The following is an 18,649-nucleotide window of genomic DNA, read 5'->3' on the forward strand; positions in this document are numbered from 1 at the left end:
TTTAGTCCTTAAACTAAAAAAATCAAGTTAAAATTCTATGACAGTATTAATAGTTACATTTAGCAACGACAACGAAAGCATTCCTCTAGTCATCAAAGAAATTGAAGCCAGAGGAGAAAAAGCATTCCGCTTCGATACAGACAGATATCCCACCGAAGTCAAGCTAGATATTTATGCTGGTGATACTGAGCGAGTAATTATCACTGATGGCGAACAGCAGCTAGATTTAAGTGACGTGACCTCAGTTTGGTATCGGCGGATGCGCTACGGACAAAAAATCCCTAACTCAATGGACAAGCAATACAGAGATGCTTCAATTCAGGAATGTCGCGCCACAGTGCGGGGGATGATTGCCAGTCTGCAAGCGTTTCATTTTGATAAAATGTCTAATGTGGATCGGGCGAATAATAAGCAACTACAGTTGCAAATTGCCAAAAAAGTAGGGCTTTTAACTCCCCGGACATTAACTTCAAATAATCCCGAAGCAGTGAGGAAGTTTGCTCAAGAATGTCCGCAAGGTATCATCACCAAAATGCTTTCTTCCTTTGCTATTTATGATGATCAGGGGCGAGAAAACGTAGTGTTTACTACTCCAATTACAGATGATGATTTGGAGAATATGGAAGGACTGCGTTTTTGTCCAATGACATTCCAAGAAAATGTGCCAAAGGCGCTGGAATTACGCACAACTATTGTCGGACATCACGTATTTACAGCCGCAGTAGATTCTCAAAGCTTAGAAGGATCTACTTATGACTGGCGCAAAGAGGGAAGAACTTTATCTAAGAATTGGCAACCCTACAACTTGCCAGAAGATATTGAGAAGAAGCTCCTTCTACTCATGGCTGAGTTTGGCTTAAACTATGGAGCCATTGATATTATTGTCACTCCCGATGGTCGTCATGTATTCTTGGAAGTAAACCCAGTCGGGGAATTTTTCTGGATGGAGATATACTCTCCACACTATCCGATTTCCCAGGCGATCGCAGAAGTACTACTAACTAATAAAAACTAGGATTAAGCATTGTATAGTTTTCTATTTCTTTAACATTTAAGTACTCAGTTCAATGATACTTTGGCAATAGCGTTATCTCAAGGAAAATAGTAGCGATCGCAACTACATCTCCTACTGCTTTTAAGCTCATTAGTACAATTACTCTATATATTCAATATTTTAAATTACGAATTACGTTAGCGTAGCGGGGCGTAGCCCATTACGAATTATTTATATTTGGAGCTGAAATTATTGTGACAGACCTCATAGATACACAAATAGTTTTAACATTTGATGGTGTAGATGATTATATAGATTTTGGCAGAAATGATCTAGGCGGCGTTTTTGCTCAAGGAAATACAGCATTCACTGTTTCTGGATGGATAAATCCACATGAACTAACAAGTAAATCCACTAGTTACGGAACACGTAATGTATTCTTTGCTCGTTCTTCTGAGCGATATAGTGATAATTTTGAATTTGGCATTAGTGAAACAGGTGGCTTAGATATTTACATTGATGAAACTGTTAGCAAAGGTATCAAAACCTTTGGCAGAGGAGAATTGACTCTAGGACAATGGCATTTTTTTGCTATTGTCTTCAACAGTAGTAAAGTTACAGTGTATCTTGATGATAATGAATACACTGATTCTCTTCGAGGGTCAGCCTTAAATAAAGCTACAAGTTCAATAACTTTAGGGGCAACTTTACACAAACAAGTATATTTTAAAGGGCAATTAGCAAACATTAGCGTTTGGAATTATCCGCTTACTCACGAACAAATTCAAACCCATCGCTGTGGGCTAATAGTTGGGGATGAAGAAGGGCTTGTGGCCTACTGGAAATTAAATGATGGGCAAGGCACAACTGTTAAAAACCAAAAAGGAAAATCCTATCAAGGAAATTTTCGTGGTAATCCTAGTTGGGAATTAGCACAAATCCCCTTTGCAACAGAATTAACTGCTCAAGTTCCCCTTGCAGAATCAATATCTATTCAAGAAGATATCCAAATTGAAACAGAAGTTATATCCGATATTTCTGAAGAAAATATCTCAACTCTAACTACAGATTTATTAGCAGCAACAATACCATTAGTAAGTAACGAAGAAGAGCAGATACAGGAAATTCCCCAGATAAAAATAAATAGTGAAGAATCAGACATTAACCTGACTTTGATTACTCTCCAACCAAATGAAGAGGAATCTAAAAAAGACCAAAAACAAGTTTCTGAAAATATCCCACAAGCACCAACATTTACACAAGAGGAAGTGCCAGAAAAAATGAATACAGAAGCGCGTCCTAAATATAAAATACTTGCCATTGATGGAGGCGGTATTCGGGGCATAATTCCTGCATTCCTGCTAGCAGAAATAGAAAGGCGGACACAAAAGCCTATATTTAGTTTGTTTGATTTAATTGCTGGTACTTCAAGCGGTGGCATTTTAGCACTCGGACTAACCAAACCTCGGTTAACTACAGATGTATCTGATAATTCTCCAGTTGCTGAATACACTGCTGAGGATCTCATACAGTTATTTATTGAGTATGGAGTAGAAATATTTTATGAGCCATTATTTGAAAGAATACTTGGCCCCTTAGAAGATATATTTCTCCAACCAAAATATCCTTCTAAAAGCAAACAAGAAATTTTAAAACAATATTTTGGTGATAGCCTTTTAGAAAATAGTCTTAAAGAAGTCTTTGTCACTAGTTACGATATAGAACAGCGCCTTCCCATATTTTTTACCAGTCAACTAGAAAAACAAGAGGTAGAATCGAAAAAGTTTCGCAAATTATGTGCGGGTTTTTCGCGCCTGGATGCAGCATTAGCCACTAGTGCTACTCCCACTTATTTTGCTCCCCATCGTATTGCTAGCCCCCACAATACAAACGGCTTTTATACTTTAATCGATGGTGGCGTATTTGCTAATAATCCAACCCATTTAGCTACTTTAGAAGCCCAAATTAATAGTAAACGCCAAGCCAACACAACCCTCAATCTGGAAGATATCTTAGTAGTGTCTTTAGGCACAGGTTCATTGACAAGTGCTTATCCATATAACGAAGTCAAAAATTGGGGTCTTTTGCAATGGAGCAGACCACTTTTAAATATTGTATTTGATAGTGGTAGTGAAGTCGTATCTGGACAGTTAGAACGTTTGTTTGAACCTAGTAATCAAGATGCTAAAAGTTATTATTATCGTTTTCAAGCTTTGTTAGATGGAGATGTAGAAGAAATAGATAACATTAAACTAAAGAATACTCGTCAACTACAAACAATAGCTCATCGCCTAATTTCTGAGATTAGCCCTCAAATTGATGAAATTTGTAGTCTATTGTTAGGTTAAATCAAATTTATTATATCTTGCACCAAGCAAGTAGCATATAACTTTATAATTGCTAATGCTAGGTGCAAAACGTAAGATTTCTAATTTCTTTAAAAAAAGAATTAGAAATCACTCTCTCAACCTTTTTCACCTTATATTTTAGGTCAATACAATGGATGAACTCGTCAAAAAAATTGCTGGCTTAGGCCTTCCTGGTATACTCTTCGTGATTGCAACTGCTACATCAGGGGGTAGTGTATCCGCCGTTGTCGCTATGCTCTCAGCTTTGGGAGGGCCTTTAGGCTTATTAGGAGGTTTAGGACTGCTTGGTCTGGTAGGCGTTCTAGGAGAATATATAACTTCATCTGGAATTGAAGCCATTCTTAAGCTTGTTTATACAGAACGTAGCAAAACTGATTCTGTAAGATTTCTGCTCAAAGAAATTAACGAATTACCCATTACAGATGAGCTAAAAGTCAAATTGAAAGAACATCTCAGCCCAGGAGGCGTTACTGATACCCAAGAGACTCAAGCTCCGAAAACAATCGAAATTGTTGAAGAAGAACCATTAATATAGTGTATTCTATGGGCTATTCTTTATCCTTTTAAAAAAGGATATCTGAAAAGTCTTTGATTGTGCTTTTAGGTACTTGTTGATTCCCCCTATTGCCTGATTTTTTACGGTGATTTAGGGGGATCTAAATTAAGAAGTTATAAAATATCTACTAAATCTATTCAACCTTAAACTTACTTAATTAAAAACCACTGATCTCTATAACTATTCAGTTTTTTAAACTGCCACATTTTTAGAATATGCAAACTTCGTCTGTACGTGAGAAAACCATAACAAATCCTTTTTCGATACTAACTCAATTTTGGCAAGATGTCAAAATAGTAGCTGGGCCTTATTGGTATCCAACACAAGCAGAAGGAAGAGTATTTACAGATGTGATTCGTTCATGGGGAATGCTGATTCTGCTTGTGTTTTTAATAGTTGCATTTGTAGGTGCAAACGCTGCTAATAGTTACTGGAATCGTTATGTAGTTGATATTATTATTGAAGACAGAAGTTTAGATAAATATAACACTACTTTGTTGCCTTCCTGCTTTATTCTTGTAGGGATGGTTCTTTTAGTAACTTCTTTAAGATATGTCAGAAAGAAAGTTACTCTTGACTGGTATAAATGGTTAAATAATCATATTTTAGACAAATATTTTAGCAATCAAGCTTACTATAAAATAAATTTTAAATCTAATATTGATAATCCCGACCAACGTCTATCCCAAGAACTTGAACCTATTACTAGTAGTGCTTTGAGGTTTTCGACTACATTACTAGAAAAATTTTTAGAGATGGGAAGTGCTTTGTTAATTCTCTTGATGGTTTCTAGAGAAATTACAATTTACTTAATTATTTATACAATTATTGGTAATTTAGTATTTGTTTATTTAAATCAGACAATAAATAAAGTTAATCAAGAAGAAATTGCATTTAAAGCGGACTTTGCATATTGCCTAAGTCATGTTCGCAATCATGCTGAATCAATTGCTTTTTTTCATGGAGAGGAAGACGAATTAAATATAATTCAGCGCAGATTTAATAATGTGTTAGCAACTGCTGAACGTAGATTGAATTTAGAGAAAGGACAAGACGCTTTTGGTAGAGCCTATCAGTCTGCTATTGGTGTATTTTCCATGTTTATCCTTACTCCTTTATTTATTCAAGATCAAATTGATTATGGTGAAATTAACCAAGTAAGTTTTGCGTGCTTTGTTTTTTCTAATGCTTTGGGAGAGTTATTAGCTGAATTTGGAACTTCAGGGCGATTTTCTGGCTATGTAAAGCGTTTAGCTGAGTTCTCAGATGCGTTAGAAGCTGTTAGTCAACAACCAGATAAGGTCAAGACTATTCAAGTTCTAGAAGAAAAACGGTTAGCTTTTGAGAATCTCACATTACAAACACCAAATTACGAGCAAGTAATTGTTGAAGATTTATCACTATCGGTTCAGCAAGGTGAAGGTTTATTAATTGTAGGCCCTAGTGGTAGGGGTAAGAGTTCTTTGTTAAGAGCGATCGCAGGTTTATGGAATGCTGGAAGTGGTCGCTTGGTGCGTCCTCCCCTGGAAGAAGTACTATTTTTACCTCAACGTCCTTACATTATTTTGGGAACTCTGCGGGAACAGTTGCTATACCCACACACAGATCGCAAAGTGAGCGATCGCGAACTCACAACAATTTTGCAACAAGTTAACCTGCAACACTTGCTTACTCGTGTAGGCGGCTTTGACACAGAAGTTCCTTGGGAGAATATTTTATCTTTAGGAGAACAACAACGCCTAGCTTTTGCACGACTACTTATTACACATCCTAGTTTTACCATCTTAGATGAAGCAACCAGCGCCTTAGATTTGCACAACGAAGATAATTTATATCAACAATTACAGGAAACAAAAACAACATTCATTAGTGTAGGCCATAGAGAAAGTCTATTTAAATATCATCAATGGGTACTAGAACTTTCACAAGAGTCTAGTTGGCAACTTGTTTCTACAAAAGATTATCGTAAACAAAAAGGCATAGCTGATAAATCAATCCAAAAGGAGCAAGTCACTATCGATGTTTTACCTAAAAATGAACTCGATATAAAATTAGACAAATCAATAACCGCGACAATTGTAGGGCTATCTCATCAAGAAATTCAACCACTCACAAATTATGCTATTAGCACTATCAAAAGCAAAGCTAATCGAGGAGAGCCTATCACTACAAAAGATAATGTAACTTACCGCTACAACAAAGATTCAAAAGTAGGCAAATGGGTCAAAGAATAGCGTTAATCATCTAAAAGAGAGCCATAACATTATTCTAATATGGAAAAAATTTCTACCCCACGGTTAGAGCTAGTACCTTTTAAACTAGAATTAGTAAAAAAGGCCATTTCTGGGAATGCTGAATTAGCATCATTTATGAGTGTGAAAGTGTTATCCGATTGGCACGGGCAAGAGTTTTTTGAAAATTTGCCGTTTATTGTAGATATTCTTTGCCAATATCCGTTACAAGGTGAATGGGGGTGGGGAGCCTTAATCATTCATAGAGCAGATAATACTCTTATTGGTCACGTTATGGTAAAAATCATTCCAGATAGTACAGGTTCTCCTTCAGGTTCCTTGGAAATTGGTTATTATGTAGCCTCATCATATCGACGACAGGGGTATGCTTCTGAAGCTACGAAAGCTGTGATAGATTGGACGTTATCTCAACCTAGTGTGCAAACTGTAACTGCTGGATGCAATCCCGATAATATAGCTTCAAAGCGAGTGTTAGAAAAAAGTGGTATGCAGCTTGTAGAATCACGAGAGAAAGTTTTGGTGTGGAAATTAAGCAAAACAGCTAGCGTCAAGTAATACCATTTTGGATTTTGGAATGGTTTACTGATAAGCTTTACAGCTATCCATTTATCTTAATCATGTTTCAAATTGGTATAATTTTATGTTGTTGTCAAAAATTTCTCAACATTGAAATAAAGAAAAATTTAGGAGAAGTTGGATTTCTTATAATCAGTGATGCTAGCTAAAAGGCAAAAACAACTAATTACTTATGAATCAATTACGATTTATCAGAAAAATTATAAATTTCCCATTCTGAAAAATGCCGAATTAAAAAAAGTTAAAAAGAAAATTAATAACTGCCAAAATTTAATTAAGGATGGTACAAAATATCATTCTTATTTTTGGGGAGTAGTTAAACAAAAAGAAGAAATTAGCCAAGGGGAAGTTTTAGCAGAAGTTAAGTTATTAATTAAAGATTATAGTCAATTAATAGATTTTTTGGAAAAATATAAAGATAGTTATCAAGATTTTTTATTAAAATTCATAGATGACTGGAGAAACCTGTATAGTCAAAAATATCTTGAAATTAAAAAGATTAACGAAGAAAGAAATAAACTAGAAATTAAGAATAGAGATAATCATCAAATTCTAGAAAAACTCAAGTGGGAGAAGGAAGAAAACATAAAATCAACATTATTGTTGAGTAATACTAATCTTTTGATTTTAGAAAAAGTCAAAATCCTTAGTGAAGGAATTAAGGAATTAGCGGAAGATACTAAAAAGCAGAAGCAGGCTATTAGACAAATAATTAAAGATATAGAAATATATCAAGAAATTTATGAATATCAAATCAAAGCTACAAAAATTCGTCAAGAAATAGCTAAAATAGCCGAAACAGCAATTAATTTAGAAAATTCTCTACAAGAATACTTTAGTCCATTTCAGTCTTTAATAGATGAGTTAGTAAAAATAGATGCGAATTTTTACGCCACTATTGGAGAAATTCAAAATTTAACAAGTAGTGCTTTAAATTCCCAAGCAAATATATTAACAATACAAGACAGTAATACATCTCATAACATCCTCAATTTACTAGTAGAAAGTTATGAGAAAAAAGATAGATTACAAGATGCTTTTTTACAAGCACATTTTTTAAATGAATCAGTTAATAATGATGATTTAACTCAAGATGATCTAACTGTAAATCAAGCGATTTACTTAATATCTAATTATATGTCTACTCAACTGGTTGCTCAAAAAAAGATATTAGGGATAGTAGAAACAGATACGACTCCTCTTAGTCATCAGCCTTATATAGAAAAAGTAGAACTTGAGGAACCATCTAATAATGATATTGAGTTTAACCAAGAATTTGAAAAAAATATATCTATTGATTATGGCAGACTGCAAAATCTTCTAGCACAGTATAAATGGCAAGAAGCAGATATTGAAACTGCTAAATTAATGCTACAAGTTATGGGGAAGAATTATTGGCATGAAGTTTATAAAGAAGATATTGTGAATTTCTCCTGTCAGGACTTCCATAAAATTGATCAACTTTGGCAACAATATAGTCGTGGTTACTTTGGTTTTAGTGTTCAGTTAAGTATTTGGCATGAAATAGGCGGACAAGTGGATTATGAAACAAAAAAGAAGTTAGGCGATCGCCTGGGTTGGCGCAAGGAGGGAAACTGGTTAAATTACAACCAACTAACTTTTAAATTATCCCCGACAACACCGATGGGACACCTACCAGTCAAATGGTTACATTACGACCAAGATATGTTTGATATATCGCTAAACTCATCCGCCGAACCTCTATCAATGGGTGCTTGGCGAGTTGGTTCTTGGCTAATATGGCAGATGCACTTATTTTTTATTCGTGCAAAGATTTGTCATGAAACTTCATCATGAGTTAGTTAAACATTAAGTAGAACAAGATGAAAAAACAAAACTATATTTATATAAAGTGAACTAGGCTGAGACCCTCTTCCTGTGTGCCTTATCCCAACCCTACATATTCACATCGCCCTATTTATACCAATTTTCTATAAGGTTCCACATAACATAGAACCCATTAATTTATCCGCGTTTATCTGTCTTGAAAAGTTTCCTACGGAGGGAAACCCTCCTACAGAACTTTTCGCTGCGTGCATCTGCATTCAATTATTCTATGCAGCTTCATATTAATTTGGTATTAGCGCTTTTTATTACCTTAAAAATAAAATCTCCGGCAAATTTTTGTGTATTGAGTTCCTATTCAAGAATTGTGTATTTTACTATTGAGATAGTAAACATATATTTTTTATATACTATATCTTCTCTAAATATTTTTAGTAATATTCCTTAAATTATCCACAGTCATGGCTAACATCCATAAGCTAATTAACCAAATTGCTAGTGCAGAAGCCAAATTGTACAATACCCAATTCCTCGCGCCTTGTGTCAAGGGTGGACGAGTTCGCACAAGGGTAGCTGGGATGATTTACACCTTCACGCCAAAGCCTAATCAGTTTGAAGGCTGGGGTATCTTTCAACCAATGGATGAGAAAACGGCAAAAGTTGTGGAGGAAGCCGACTTACCCCAAATCGCAGAATATTTACAACACTTTCCCCAAATCCGACTGCGGTTAGCGCATAAATTACAGGGACAAACTTGGTTAGCATACCCCATCAATGAAGCTGATATACGTCAACGAATGCAGGTAGTTAAACCACTTACTATCCATCTAGTAACTGAAGGTATTATCTTTGACCAAATCATTGCCCGATGGAATGGTCAATCTTGCTGGTTTGAAGAAGTTGATCGCCGTGCCGATCCGGCTATTGTAGAAACACTGCAATCTGCTGTGAAACATCTGATTCCAGTGGAAGAATTACAATTTAAAGGTATGACTCCAGAAATCCGTACAGTCTACGAGTTAGCAACTGGGCGTATTCAGGACTTTAACCAACCCCAACAGGATGAAAAACGACTGAGAAAAGCATTACAGATGGGCGGGGGTGAATTAAAGCAATTTCAAGATCGCGGTGATTATTGGACAGTCGATTGGACAACCTCTGATGGTATTCGCCATAGTAGTGCGATCGCCAAATCTGACTTGACTGTGATCAGTTCCGGTATTTGCTTAAGTGGATATGATAGCGACTTTGATTTGCAATCTTTAGTGGGTGTAATAGAACAAAAAGAGTAGTATATTCGCTTAAATACTTACTTTTCAAATCTTGGGGGTTGGTAATTGGTAATGGTAAAAAACAATTCAATTATCCATTCGTTATTACCTATTACCGACTAAATCAACCATATCGAAAGTAATTAGCCAGACTGGATATTAATTACGAATTATTATGAGTATCTTTTTTCACGAACAGCTTTACCGTAGCCATGCAGTAATGGCAAAGTTGAAAAACTATCCTATAACAATTTGTGGGGCTGGAGCATTAGGCGCTAACATAGCTGAAAACTTGGCTCGGTCTGGTTTTGAGAAACTAACGATAATCGACCGCGATCGCATTGAGGAACGTAATCTTTCTACTCAACCATACTATCGTTCTGATGTAGGAGCATTCAAAGCAAAAATTTTGGGGAATAATCTATATCGAGCAATTGGTACTAAAGTAGAAGCCAAAACCAAGGAATTAACACCAACAAACACAACTCAACTCCTCAAAGATAGTCAACTAATTGTTGATGTCTTTGATAATAGTGTGGCACGCCAAGCAGTGAAAGATTATGCTGAAAAGTTTAGCGTTCCTTGTATTCATGCTGGACTAGCAGCTGATTATGCAGAAGTAATTTGGAATGAATCTTATCGCGTACCTTCCGACGTGAATGATGACGTTTGTGATTATCCCCTAGCGCGTAACTTAGTTATGTTAACTGTTGCTGTAACTTGTGAGGCGATTGTTTCATTTGTGGCTACAGCACAACAGCGTAACTTTACCATCACCTTGAAAGATTTAACTGTTATCGCAATTTAATCTGAGTAGGGTCGTACATCTGTACGCCCCTACAGGTAATGAATGTGTTGCAAAGATTTTTTGAATTGGTATTATTTTTGTGCTGCACCAACAGGGACAGGTTCACCCAGAATTTTGGCAAATCTTTCTAAAAAGGGCTTGCTGAAAAAGTCATTTCAAAGGAAGAGAAAAATTGATTAAGTAGTCAGTCCAGAAAAAAGATAAGTTTTTGTTGTTTAAGGTTTAATGAAATATCAGTTTCGATAATAGAAGAAGTAAAAAAAGACTCAGTTTTGAAAAATAGGCAAAAAAATACACAAAAAAGCCGTAATAGCAGAGTAGAAAGATTCATAACTAAAAAAGTTATGGCAATAGCGGTGAAAGAAGTATGAGGAAGTTTAGCCATAACTCTACCAAGGCTAAATCTTCGTTTACCTTGTCCAAACTTGCCCTCAATACAATTACGAATCCTTTCGTCATAAGCGGCTTGTTTCTTCTTTTCAGGGCTGACATTTTGGGGGGGTCTACCTAGTGGTGGGCCACTAATTCTAATTCCCCTTTCTTGACACCAAGCTCGATTCTCCCTCGTCCGATAAATCTTATCAACATGAACTGATTCAGGATAATATCCGGTGTAGTTTTTGTATGCTTCTACTTGTGATTTTAAGTCTCCTGATTCGTTAAAGTTGTCCCAACTAATATGGTCTAAAAATACATAGCCATCATAGTAACTAGCTGAAAACTTAGCCCCAAACTCTACTGTTCTCCCGGCTTTACCTCGGATAATCGGACGAATGTGTGGTTGGTTTAAACTGACAATGCGGTCTTGTATACTAATTTTTTGATTTTCATATAACCATAACTGTTGACGATAAACTTCTGCTACTACTAGCAACATCTTATATTGACTGTTGCTCAGTTTTAATAGTGACGCACCTAAATTTATTAGCTGCTGAATATGAGTTAAATTTCTGTTGATATATTGCAGTTGCTTTCTGATAGCTTTCCTTCTTTCTTTAACTGTTGGTTTTCTTTTCTTGGCTACTGCTAAATAATCCTTTCTTGCTTTGTTTCTGTAGGTTCTTGGTTTGTTGATATTTCTTACTAATAAGGACTTATATAATGTATCTATGATTGTTTCTGTTTGCTTTCTGGCTTGATTTAATAATCCTAAATCTGTCGGATAACTTATGTCTGCTGGCGCACAACTAGCATCTAATATTAATTTTCCTCTATTGGCTGGCTTACTTTTTGAATCCTCGACCTCTGGCTTTTTTGCTCTTACTTCTACCTCCTGTTTATTTTCTAACATCTTCCTGACTATTTCTTGATTGATTTTATTGACTAATTCTATATCTATCCTTTCTCTAAAATGAACTAGCATTGACGGGTCAAATGCAGATTCATTACTATATGCTGACATTCCTATAAAGTATTGCAGATACGGGTTCTCCCGAATTTGTTCTACTGTCTCTCTGTCACTTATTCCTAATTTTTCTTTAATTATTAATGCTCCCAACGCCATTCTAAATGTTTTGGCTGGCGCTCCCATTCTTGCTGAAAATATTTCTGCGTACTCTGCTTCAAATTTTGACCAAGGTATCATGTTCGCCATGATTACCCATCGGTTATCTGACGCTAGTTTTCCCCCAAAGGGTAGTTCAAAGTTTTCTGCTGCTTTTTCTTGCTTTTGCGCTCTTCGATACATTTTAACGCAACTTGCTACAAGGATTTTTACTTATCTTACCCTTTTTCTTTTCACCTTATTTTTCTTTCCTGACCCTGAAACTCTTCATTCTGCTATCTTTCGCCCTTATTCAGCCAGCCCTAAATAGAAGTCTACAGGATTAGCTACTGATTGAATTGAGGCGCGCTCGCGTACCAAATTCCACCATGTATGCAAACGAGGCGTTTCTGCTGGGAGTGTAAATTTACGGAAGTATTCTAACAGTGGTAGGCGTTCAAACCAAGGATAGAAGCTGATATCAACCAGACTAAACTGATCGCCTAAGAAATATTCACCTTCACCAAAGGCTTCTTGTTCTATATATAAAAGTGCTTCTGTAAACTCTTTTCGTCCTTGTTCCTGTTCTTGGCTATCTTTACCGCGTAGGAATTTGTTAAATGCAGGGACAAAGCGAGTATTAGCGTAGTCTATCCAGATACGAGCGATCGCTTTCTTGGCTGAATCACGAGGTAATAACGCTGGTTCTGGGAAAACTTCATCTAGATATTCATTGATAATGGCAGACTCGTAAATTACAACATCGCCATGCTTAATAGTCGGAACTTTACCATAACGGGAAATTTGCGTATAACCTTCTGGCTTGTCCTGTAAATTAATTTCTATCGGAGTAAAATCAATATCTTTCTCCAGTAAAACTACACGGGTACGTTGCGAGAAGGTAGATGCTTTAGCGAAGTAAAGTTGTACGTTGCTCATTAAATTCTTTCCTTGTAATTATTGAAGACACAAATTATTTCCATTGCCCAGTTCTCACCAGAGCAATACTGTTTAATACTTGCATTATCCCGAATGGAACAACCAAACCCTAAAAGCATTTTTGAACGAAGCTTCCTTAGAAATAATTGTCTTTAAAGGTGATGAGCGTTCAAAGGAAGTAGCGAAACACAGTTACCTATGGCATCAGTCACCAGATGAAGCTATAGCTTTTATCAAAAAGGTATCTCATAAAGATGCAGAGGCTATTGTATTACCTTGTACAGCATGGAGAACATTTGAAGCGATCGCACAATTAGAGGCTGAATTAAATATTCCTGTAATTACAGCCAACCAAGCCACAATATGGAGTTTAGCAAAACACGCTGCTCTTGAGTTTGCACTTCATCCAAAGAGTATATTATTTGACAGCTAACTACGATTTCTGGAACTGGTATTAATTTCAAAATAAAAAGCGCCCCCAATTGGGGGCACTTTTTATTTTATTCAGCTAAAGCTTCGGAATTAACCGTGGATAGCAGGAGCGCTTAATGCAACAGGAGCAGCATCGCCAGCAGCCAAGTCTAAGGGGAAGTTGTGAGCGTTACGCTCGTGCATGACTTCCATACCCAAGTTAGCGCGGTTGATGATGTCAGCCCAGGTGTTGATGACACGACCTTGTGAGTCGATGATCGACTGGTTGAAGTTGAAACCGTTGAGGTTGAACGCCATTGTGCTTACACCCAACGCGGTGAACCAGATACCAACTACGGGCCATGCAGCTAGGAAGAAGTGCAAGGAACGGGAGTTGTTGAAGGATGCGTATTGGAAGATTAAGCGTCCGAAGTAACCGTGTGCTGCAACGATGTTGTAGGTTTCTTCTTCTTGTCCGAATTTGTAACCGTAGTTTTGTGATTCGTTCTCGGTTGTTTCACGAACCAAAGAGGAAGTTACCAATGAACCGTGCATTGCACTGAACAAAGAACCACCGAATACACCAGCCACACCTAACATGTGGAAGGGGTGCATCAGGATGTTGTGTTCTGCTTGGAACACGATCATGAAGTTGAATGTACCACTGATACCCAAGGGCATTCCATCTGAGAAGGAACCTTGTCCGATGGGGTAGATCAAGAATACTGCGGTTGCTGCTGCTACTGGAGCAGAGAATGCTAGGCAGATCCAAGGACGCATACCCAAGCGGTAGGATAATTCCCACTCACGACCGAGGTAGCAGAATACGCCGATTAGGAAGTGGAATACTACTAATTGGTAAGGGCCACCGTTGTACAACCACTCATCTAAGGATGCTGCTTCCCAAATTGGGTAGAAGTGTAAACCAATTGCGTTAGAAGAAGGAACAACTGCACCAGAGATGATGTTGTTTCCATATAGTAAGGAACCAGCTACGGGTTCGCGGATACCATCGATGTCTACTGGAGGTGCGGCGATGAAGGCGATGATGAAGCAGGTGGTTGCAGCTAGCAAGGTGGGGATCATGAGTACGCCGAACCAACCGATGTATAGGCGGTTGTTGGTGCTGGTGATCCAGTTGCAGAACTGCTCCCATACGTTGGCGCTTTGGCGCTGTTGTAAGGTTGCTGTCATAATTTTATGATTGCGGTTGCGTTTTGTACGCAGGAATAATTGCTTATGTCTATTATCTTAGAGTCTTTGTAACAGATTGTAAAGGTATTTAACAAAATTAATACTTATGCTTAATATAAGATAATCTTATAACTAACTTCATACCTGTATTTGAACAATTCTTTCTCTTATTCCAAAACGGTCAGACTCTTTTACTGACAACAATTTGAAAAAATAATGGAACAGATACTTGGATAGGGGCGTATAGCTTTATGCCCCTACAAATAACAGACGTGTTGCAAATCTTTTTTGAATTGGTAAGACTTGGCTTCGGCAGCTTTGTTAAGTTGCTGCTCGTTCACGAGATTTTCAAGGTACTTCCCACTCAGCACGGGCTAAACGCCCAGATACCACTAAGATGACTCAGCACGACGCACGAAAGGTAAAAGGTCTTCTAGGATGGTTTTGTGATAGTGTTCTTGGGGGTAGTGACCGACGTTGTTGAGTTTGATTAATTCGGCATTGGGAACAGTATCAGCAAACTTTTGTGCGACCTCTACAGGCAGCCAAGGGTCAATCATGCCCCATTGAATTAAAATGGGTTGTTGCCATTGTTTAAAGCCTGATTCAATTTCTGTCATGGCTATTGGGAGTTGCAGGTTGCGAATCGTTGTTAAAAGCGCCCGTCCCACAGCAGAGGTTTTCAAGAATGGTCGGCGATAAATATCTAAATCTTTGTCTTCGATGCGATAACGACTACCACCTTCTAGCGTCCTGTCGATTAATAATGGGTCTTGTGTCATCATGTCACCGACAAAAGGTAGACCCATTTGTTTCAACTTCCACGGTAATTTGGCATCTGTGGAAATTGGCGCATTGAGGATGGCTATATTGGCAATTTGTTCAGGATATTTTAAGGCATATTGTAGACCGATAGACCCTAGAAAACCTTGAACAACTAGAGAAAAACGCTCCAGTTCTAATGCTTGAACGAATGCTGCTAAGGCTGTGATGTATGCTTCGGTGGTATAGGCGAAGTCTTGTTTTTCCGGCTTGGCAGAAAAGCCAGAACCAATCCAATCTGGTGCGATCGCTCTTGTTCCTTGACTACCTAATGCTGGTAATATATTACGCCAACTGTAACTCTGTGAAGGTATGCCGTGTAGAAACAATACAGGTAACAAGTCAGTTCTACCAATTGGTGCAGCTTCCCGATAAAACCATTCTAAAGAATTTACTGTTATTTTATTTTCTGTGATTGACACGTTTTTTTCCAAATAGTCATTAGTTATTAGTCATTAGTCCATAGTCAACAGTCCATAGTCAACAGTCCATAGTCCATAGTTACTCTCCCTCATCCCCCTCATCTTCTCCACTCCCCACTCCTCTTAATTGATACAATTTCACAAAAAACCTGATACAGATGCAAACGCTTAAACCTTTGCTACGTATCACTTTCTTAATTTTGAATTTTGAATTTTGAATTTTGAATTGGTATGAGAATCTTCTCACGAATTGCCTGAGCGGTGGCGGGTGCGAGTAAAACGCCGTTGCGATAGTGTCCAGTTGCTAACAGGACGTTACTAAAGCCTGGTAATTCATCAATTACTGGTGCGGGACGACCTTCAGGACGGGGGCGTAAGCCTGACCAAGTGCGGATGATTTCGGCTGTTGCTAATTCTGGACAGAAAGAAATAGCTTGTTGTCTGACAGATTCTAGTAATTCTTGATTAGGGGGAATTTCATCACCATTTGTCGGAAATTCTACTGTTGCACCTATCCAATAGTCTCCACCACCTACAGGGACTATATGCACATCATTACCTGTAATTGCTGGTTGAAAATCGGGATTTCCTAATGAATGCCCTAAGCGCACTTGCAAAGCTTGTCCCAGCACAGGACGAATATCTATTGTTTGGTTGAGTTGTGCTGTTATGGGAGTGGAACCTAAACCAGCCGAGACAATAATCCAATCAGCATTGATTTTACCTTCTGTTGTCTCAACGGACGTGTATTTGTTGCCTTCTATTGTGACGATACCTAATACAGTTACGCCAAATTTAAAAGTTACACCATTGTATTCGGCAGCCTCAACTAAGGCTAATGTTAAGGCAGTGGGGTCTAATTGACGGTCTTGTGGAGAGTAGACAGCGCCAGTAATCTGCGGATTATTGAATTGAGGGCAAATAGCTTTGAGTTTGGCTGTATCCCAGATTTCTAATTGCCAGCCTTGAGAGTGGCGAATGGCTGCTAATTTCTCCCAGTCTTCTGTTTTTTCTGCTTCCAGGCAAAGACTGAGAATACCTTGACGATTGAAAGGGATTTTACGTCCTGTGATGGTTTCGAGTTCAGGAATTAAAGTTTCATAACGCTGGATGCTATATTGCCGCATCTGCCAAGCCTTGCCTTTGACTTTTTGGCTGATGATGCCTACTAAAACACCCAGTGCTGCACCTGTAGAAGCTTGCGCGGGTGGTTGTTTGTCAAAAACTGTAATTTTGATTCCTGGCACTTGGGACAGTTCGTAGGCGATCGCCGCCCCAACTACGCCACAACCGATTATCGCTACGTTCATGAGTGTTGTTTAGTGAAGAGAGTAAGGAGAGTGAGAGGAAGATGGGGAAGTGGGGGGAGTGGAGGAAGATAGGTGAGAAAAACTATAAATTCTTCCTCACCTTCTTCATCTCCCTCATCTTCCTCATCTCCCTCATCTCTTAATTCTCTCTTGTCTAACCCGCCTGTGACTGGCTGCTAGTATCAGGTAGCAGTTGTAGGAACTTATCAATATCTGCAAATGCAGCTTGATAGTTGTTTAAGGCAAGCTGACTATTGCCAGACGTAGCAGCCTGATCGATTTTCACTAGGTGGTTAAGCAAATCTTTGGTGATTTGCCGGGCTGTGGGTTGGTCTTTAGGCAGTAGGTTGGGTGTGATATAGCTCATGGTTAACCTTGCTTCTGCAATGGGGCCATGAATAAAATTACCTACATCAATCCATTCTTTTTTTTGGATCAGGTTTTTCAGTTCGTCCGCGCGATCGCGCACAGCCTGAACATCAGGTGCGTATCCTTGAATCCTTTCAAGTTGTGCAGTTGTGTAGGTTGGGGGTGCAACTGCGGTAGTAGGGCTACCACAACTAATTAAGAAAGTTGCTAATAATGCCAGGAGTAATGAGAAAATTGAGCGTTGACGCGCCATACACTGAAATTGGTTGGTTTCTTTTTGCCGATTCACAGTGTAATTTTAGATCGCAACGGTAATTTATCGTTCTTACTCAGAAATGATTTTCTTAAAAATTTTTGGATCTGCTGAGTTGGTACTTCCTACAGAGGATGTAGTAACAGTTTTTTTTGAGTATAATTACTCAATATAATTTAATATACTGTTTCTACTAAAAGTACATCATCCTCAATATAAGGAAAGCATGATATAGAGTTGCTAAATTCTCCTAGTCTTGATAAGCTAAAACACCAATACAATAAGCCTTCTGGCGGTTTTTTGTTGTTACCTTCACCTACACTGACAAAATAAAGGAGTGTTTTTTAGTGAACGCAGCTGAACAAGCAACCAACCTTGAACTCGCCAGCAAGATTGCTACAGCAGTAAATTTATTCAAGTTTGAGTTTCCTGATGCTAAATCAGACTTGAAACCTTGGAATAATGATCCAGAAACTAGAGAGTTAATTGATCCAGATTCTATTGATATTGGTTTTCATTTTCCTGGTGTCAGCAAATCTTGGCGTAGCCGCAGTGTGTTAATTCAAATCCGATTTTACCAAGATCCCATCACAAAATTACGTCGAGCGATCGGTTTAGAGGTAGCTGGATTTGATCATCGGGGGGAAGTGTGGCGGTTGTCTACAGTGGAAAACTGGAGTTTTGTGGGTAATTCTGTACCATCTCCTCAAGTTGGAAATCAGCTTAAACAAGTTTGCCGACACATTTTAGAGGTATTTAATCAACCTGGGGATTAAGTAATTTATCACTCTTGCAGTTGGTTTAGCTGCTTATA

16 protein-coding genes are annotated in these 18,649 nt (G+C 37.9%); 10 read left to right on the forward strand and 6 right to left on the reverse strand.

From position 1 onward, the window contains the following. Positions 1–37 precede the first annotated feature (37 nt). The 8 genes from NSMS1_RS02115 (at position 38) to NSMS1_RS02150 (ending at position 10,632) form a co-directional block, all read left to right on the forward strand. Positions 38–1,015 carry an MvdD family ATP-grasp ribosomal peptide maturase gene (locus NSMS1_RS02115; RefSeq protein ID WP_224090538.1) on the forward strand — a complete coding sequence of 326 codons (978 nt, stop codon included), beginning with the start codon at positions 38–40 and terminating at the stop codon, positions 1,013–1,015. Between the two features lie 233 nt (positions 1,016–1,248). After that, complete coding sequence (locus NSMS1_RS02120) at positions 1,249–3,342, forward strand: patatin-like phospholipase family protein (RefSeq protein WP_224090541.1); 2,094 nt, start codon at positions 1,249–1,251, stop codon at positions 3,340–3,342. A gap of 151 nt (positions 3,343–3,493) precedes the next feature. Next, positions 3,494–3,898 carry a hypothetical protein gene (locus NSMS1_RS02125; protein WP_224090543.1) on the forward strand — a complete coding sequence of 135 codons (405 nt, stop codon included), beginning with the start codon at positions 3,494–3,496 and terminating at the stop codon, positions 3,896–3,898. 236 nt (positions 3,899–4,134) lie between these two features. Further along, positions 4,135–6,153 (forward strand): ABC transporter ATP-binding protein/permease, encoded by a 2,019-nt coding sequence (locus tag NSMS1_RS02130; RefSeq protein WP_224090550.1) that lies wholly within the window; start codon positions 4,135–4,137, stop codon positions 6,151–6,153. A 39-nt stretch (positions 6,154–6,192) separates the two neighbouring features. Beyond that, positions 6,193–6,726, forward strand: coding sequence for a GNAT family N-acetyltransferase (locus NSMS1_RS02135; protein WP_224090551.1), 534 nt, complete (start codon positions 6,193–6,195; stop codon positions 6,724–6,726). A 159-nt stretch (positions 6,727–6,885) separates the two neighbouring features. Beyond that, complete coding sequence (locus NSMS1_RS02140) at positions 6,886–8,565, forward strand: GUN4 domain-containing protein (RefSeq protein ID WP_224095428.1); 1,680 nt, start codon at positions 6,886–6,888, stop codon at positions 8,563–8,565. Between the two features lie 449 nt (positions 8,566–9,014). Continuing rightward, positions 9,015–9,845 carry a hypothetical protein gene (locus NSMS1_RS02145; RefSeq protein WP_224090552.1) on the forward strand — a complete coding sequence of 277 codons (831 nt, stop codon included), beginning with the start codon at positions 9,015–9,017 and terminating at the stop codon, positions 9,843–9,845. 154 nt (positions 9,846–9,999) lie between these two features. After that, entirely contained in the window at positions 10,000–10,632 is a 633-nt protein-coding gene (locus NSMS1_RS02150) for a ThiF family adenylyltransferase (protein ID WP_224090553.1), read from the forward strand. Between the two features lie 184 nt (positions 10,633–10,816). Here NSMS1_RS02150 and NSMS1_RS02155 read toward each other — a convergent pair whose 3' ends face one another. Both NSMS1_RS02155 and NSMS1_RS02160 read right to left on the reverse strand, forming a co-directional pair. Further along, positions 10,817–12,319, reverse strand: a complete 1,503-nt coding sequence (locus NSMS1_RS02155) for an IS5 family transposase (RefSeq protein WP_224085439.1) — start codon at positions 12,317–12,319, stop codon at positions 10,817–10,819. A 105-nt stretch (positions 12,320–12,424) separates the two neighbouring features. Beyond that, on the reverse strand, positions 12,425–13,054 hold the full coding sequence (locus tag NSMS1_RS02160; RefSeq protein WP_224090554.1) for a glutathione S-transferase family protein: 630 nt from the start codon (positions 13,052–13,054) through the stop codon (positions 12,425–12,427). 79 nt (positions 13,055–13,133) lie between these two features. Here NSMS1_RS02160 and NSMS1_RS02165 point away from each other — a divergent pair, with 79 nt between their 5' ends. Next, the gene (locus tag NSMS1_RS02165; protein WP_224090555.1) at positions 13,134–13,487 is read left to right on the forward strand and encodes a hypothetical protein; all 354 of its coding nucleotides are present in this window, start codon (positions 13,134–13,136) and stop codon (positions 13,485–13,487) included. 89 nt (positions 13,488–13,576) lie between these two features. On the opposite strand, the gene psbA is transcribed toward NSMS1_RS02165, so the two are convergent. From psbA to psbQ, 4 genes are all read right to left on the reverse strand, one after another. Beyond that, the gene (psbA, locus tag NSMS1_RS02170) at positions 13,577–14,659 is read right to left on the reverse strand and encodes a photosystem II q(b) protein (protein ID WP_224090557.1); all 1,083 of its coding nucleotides are present in this window, start codon (positions 14,657–14,659) and stop codon (positions 13,577–13,579) included. Between the two features lie 392 nt (positions 14,660–15,051). Then, positions 15,052–15,903, reverse strand: coding sequence for an alpha/beta fold hydrolase (locus NSMS1_RS02175; RefSeq protein ID WP_224090558.1), 852 nt, complete (start codon positions 15,901–15,903; stop codon positions 15,052–15,054). Positions 15,904–16,097: 194 nt separating this feature from the next. After that, positions 16,098–17,213 (reverse strand): NAD(P)/FAD-dependent oxidoreductase, encoded by a 1,116-nt coding sequence (locus NSMS1_RS02180; RefSeq protein WP_224090559.1) that lies wholly within the window; start codon positions 17,211–17,213, stop codon positions 16,098–16,100. 154 nt (positions 17,214–17,367) lie between these two features. After that, positions 17,368–17,871 (reverse strand): photosystem II protein PsbQ, encoded by a 504-nt coding sequence (gene psbQ / locus NSMS1_RS02185; protein WP_411908658.1) that lies wholly within the window; start codon positions 17,869–17,871, stop codon positions 17,368–17,370. A gap of 311 nt (positions 17,872–18,182) precedes the next feature. Between psbQ and NSMS1_RS02190 the strand changes: the two genes are divergently transcribed. Then, positions 18,183–18,611 carry a hypothetical protein gene (locus NSMS1_RS02190; protein ID WP_224090560.1) on the forward strand — a complete coding sequence of 143 codons (429 nt, stop codon included), beginning with the start codon at positions 18,183–18,185 and terminating at the stop codon, positions 18,609–18,611. Positions 18,612–18,649: the final 38 nt, after the last annotated feature.

The organism is Nostoc sp. MS1 (genome assembly GCF_019976755.1).
Taxonomy (GTDB): Bacteria; Cyanobacteriota; Cyanobacteriia; order Cyanobacteriales; family Nostocaceae; genus Trichormus.

Excerpts from the sequence above, each read along its gene's own strand:
- NSMS1_RS02135 (WP_224090551.1), top strand. The coding sequence starts at position 6,193 with ATGGAAAAAATTTCTACCCCACGGTTAGAGCTAGTACCTTTTAAACTA.
- NSMS1_RS02160 (WP_224090554.1), bottom strand. The coding sequence starts at position 13,054 with ATGAGCAACGTACAACTTTACTTCGCTAAAGCATCTACCTTCTCGCAA.
- NSMS1_RS02140 (WP_224095428.1), top strand. The coding sequence starts at position 6,886 with ATGCTAGCTAAAAGGCAAAAACAACTAATTACTTATGAATCAATTACG.
- NSMS1_RS02125 (WP_224090543.1), top strand. The coding sequence starts at position 3,494 with ATGGATGAACTCGTCAAAAAAATTGCTGGCTTAGGCCTTCCTGGTATA.
- NSMS1_RS02180 (WP_224090559.1), bottom strand. The coding sequence starts at position 17,213 with ATGAACGTAGCGATAATCGGTTGTGGCGTAGTTGGGGCGGCGATCGCC.
- NSMS1_RS02130 (WP_224090550.1), top strand. The coding sequence starts at position 4,135 with ATGCAAACTTCGTCTGTACGTGAGAAAACCATAACAAATCCTTTTTCG.
- NSMS1_RS02145 (WP_224090552.1), top strand. The coding sequence starts at position 9,015 with ATGGCTAACATCCATAAGCTAATTAACCAAATTGCTAGTGCAGAAGCC.
- NSMS1_RS02150 (WP_224090553.1), top strand. The coding sequence starts at position 10,000 with ATGAGTATCTTTTTTCACGAACAGCTTTACCGTAGCCATGCAGTAATG.
- NSMS1_RS02155 (WP_224085439.1), bottom strand. The coding sequence starts at position 12,319 with ATGTATCGAAGAGCGCAAAAGCAAGAAAAAGCAGCAGAAAACTTTGAA.
- psbA (WP_224090557.1), bottom strand. The coding sequence starts at position 14,659 with ATGACAGCAACCTTACAACAGCGCCAAAGCGCCAACGTATGGGAGCAG.
- NSMS1_RS02115 (WP_224090538.1), top strand. The coding sequence starts at position 38 with ATGACAGTATTAATAGTTACATTTAGCAACGACAACGAAAGCATTCCT.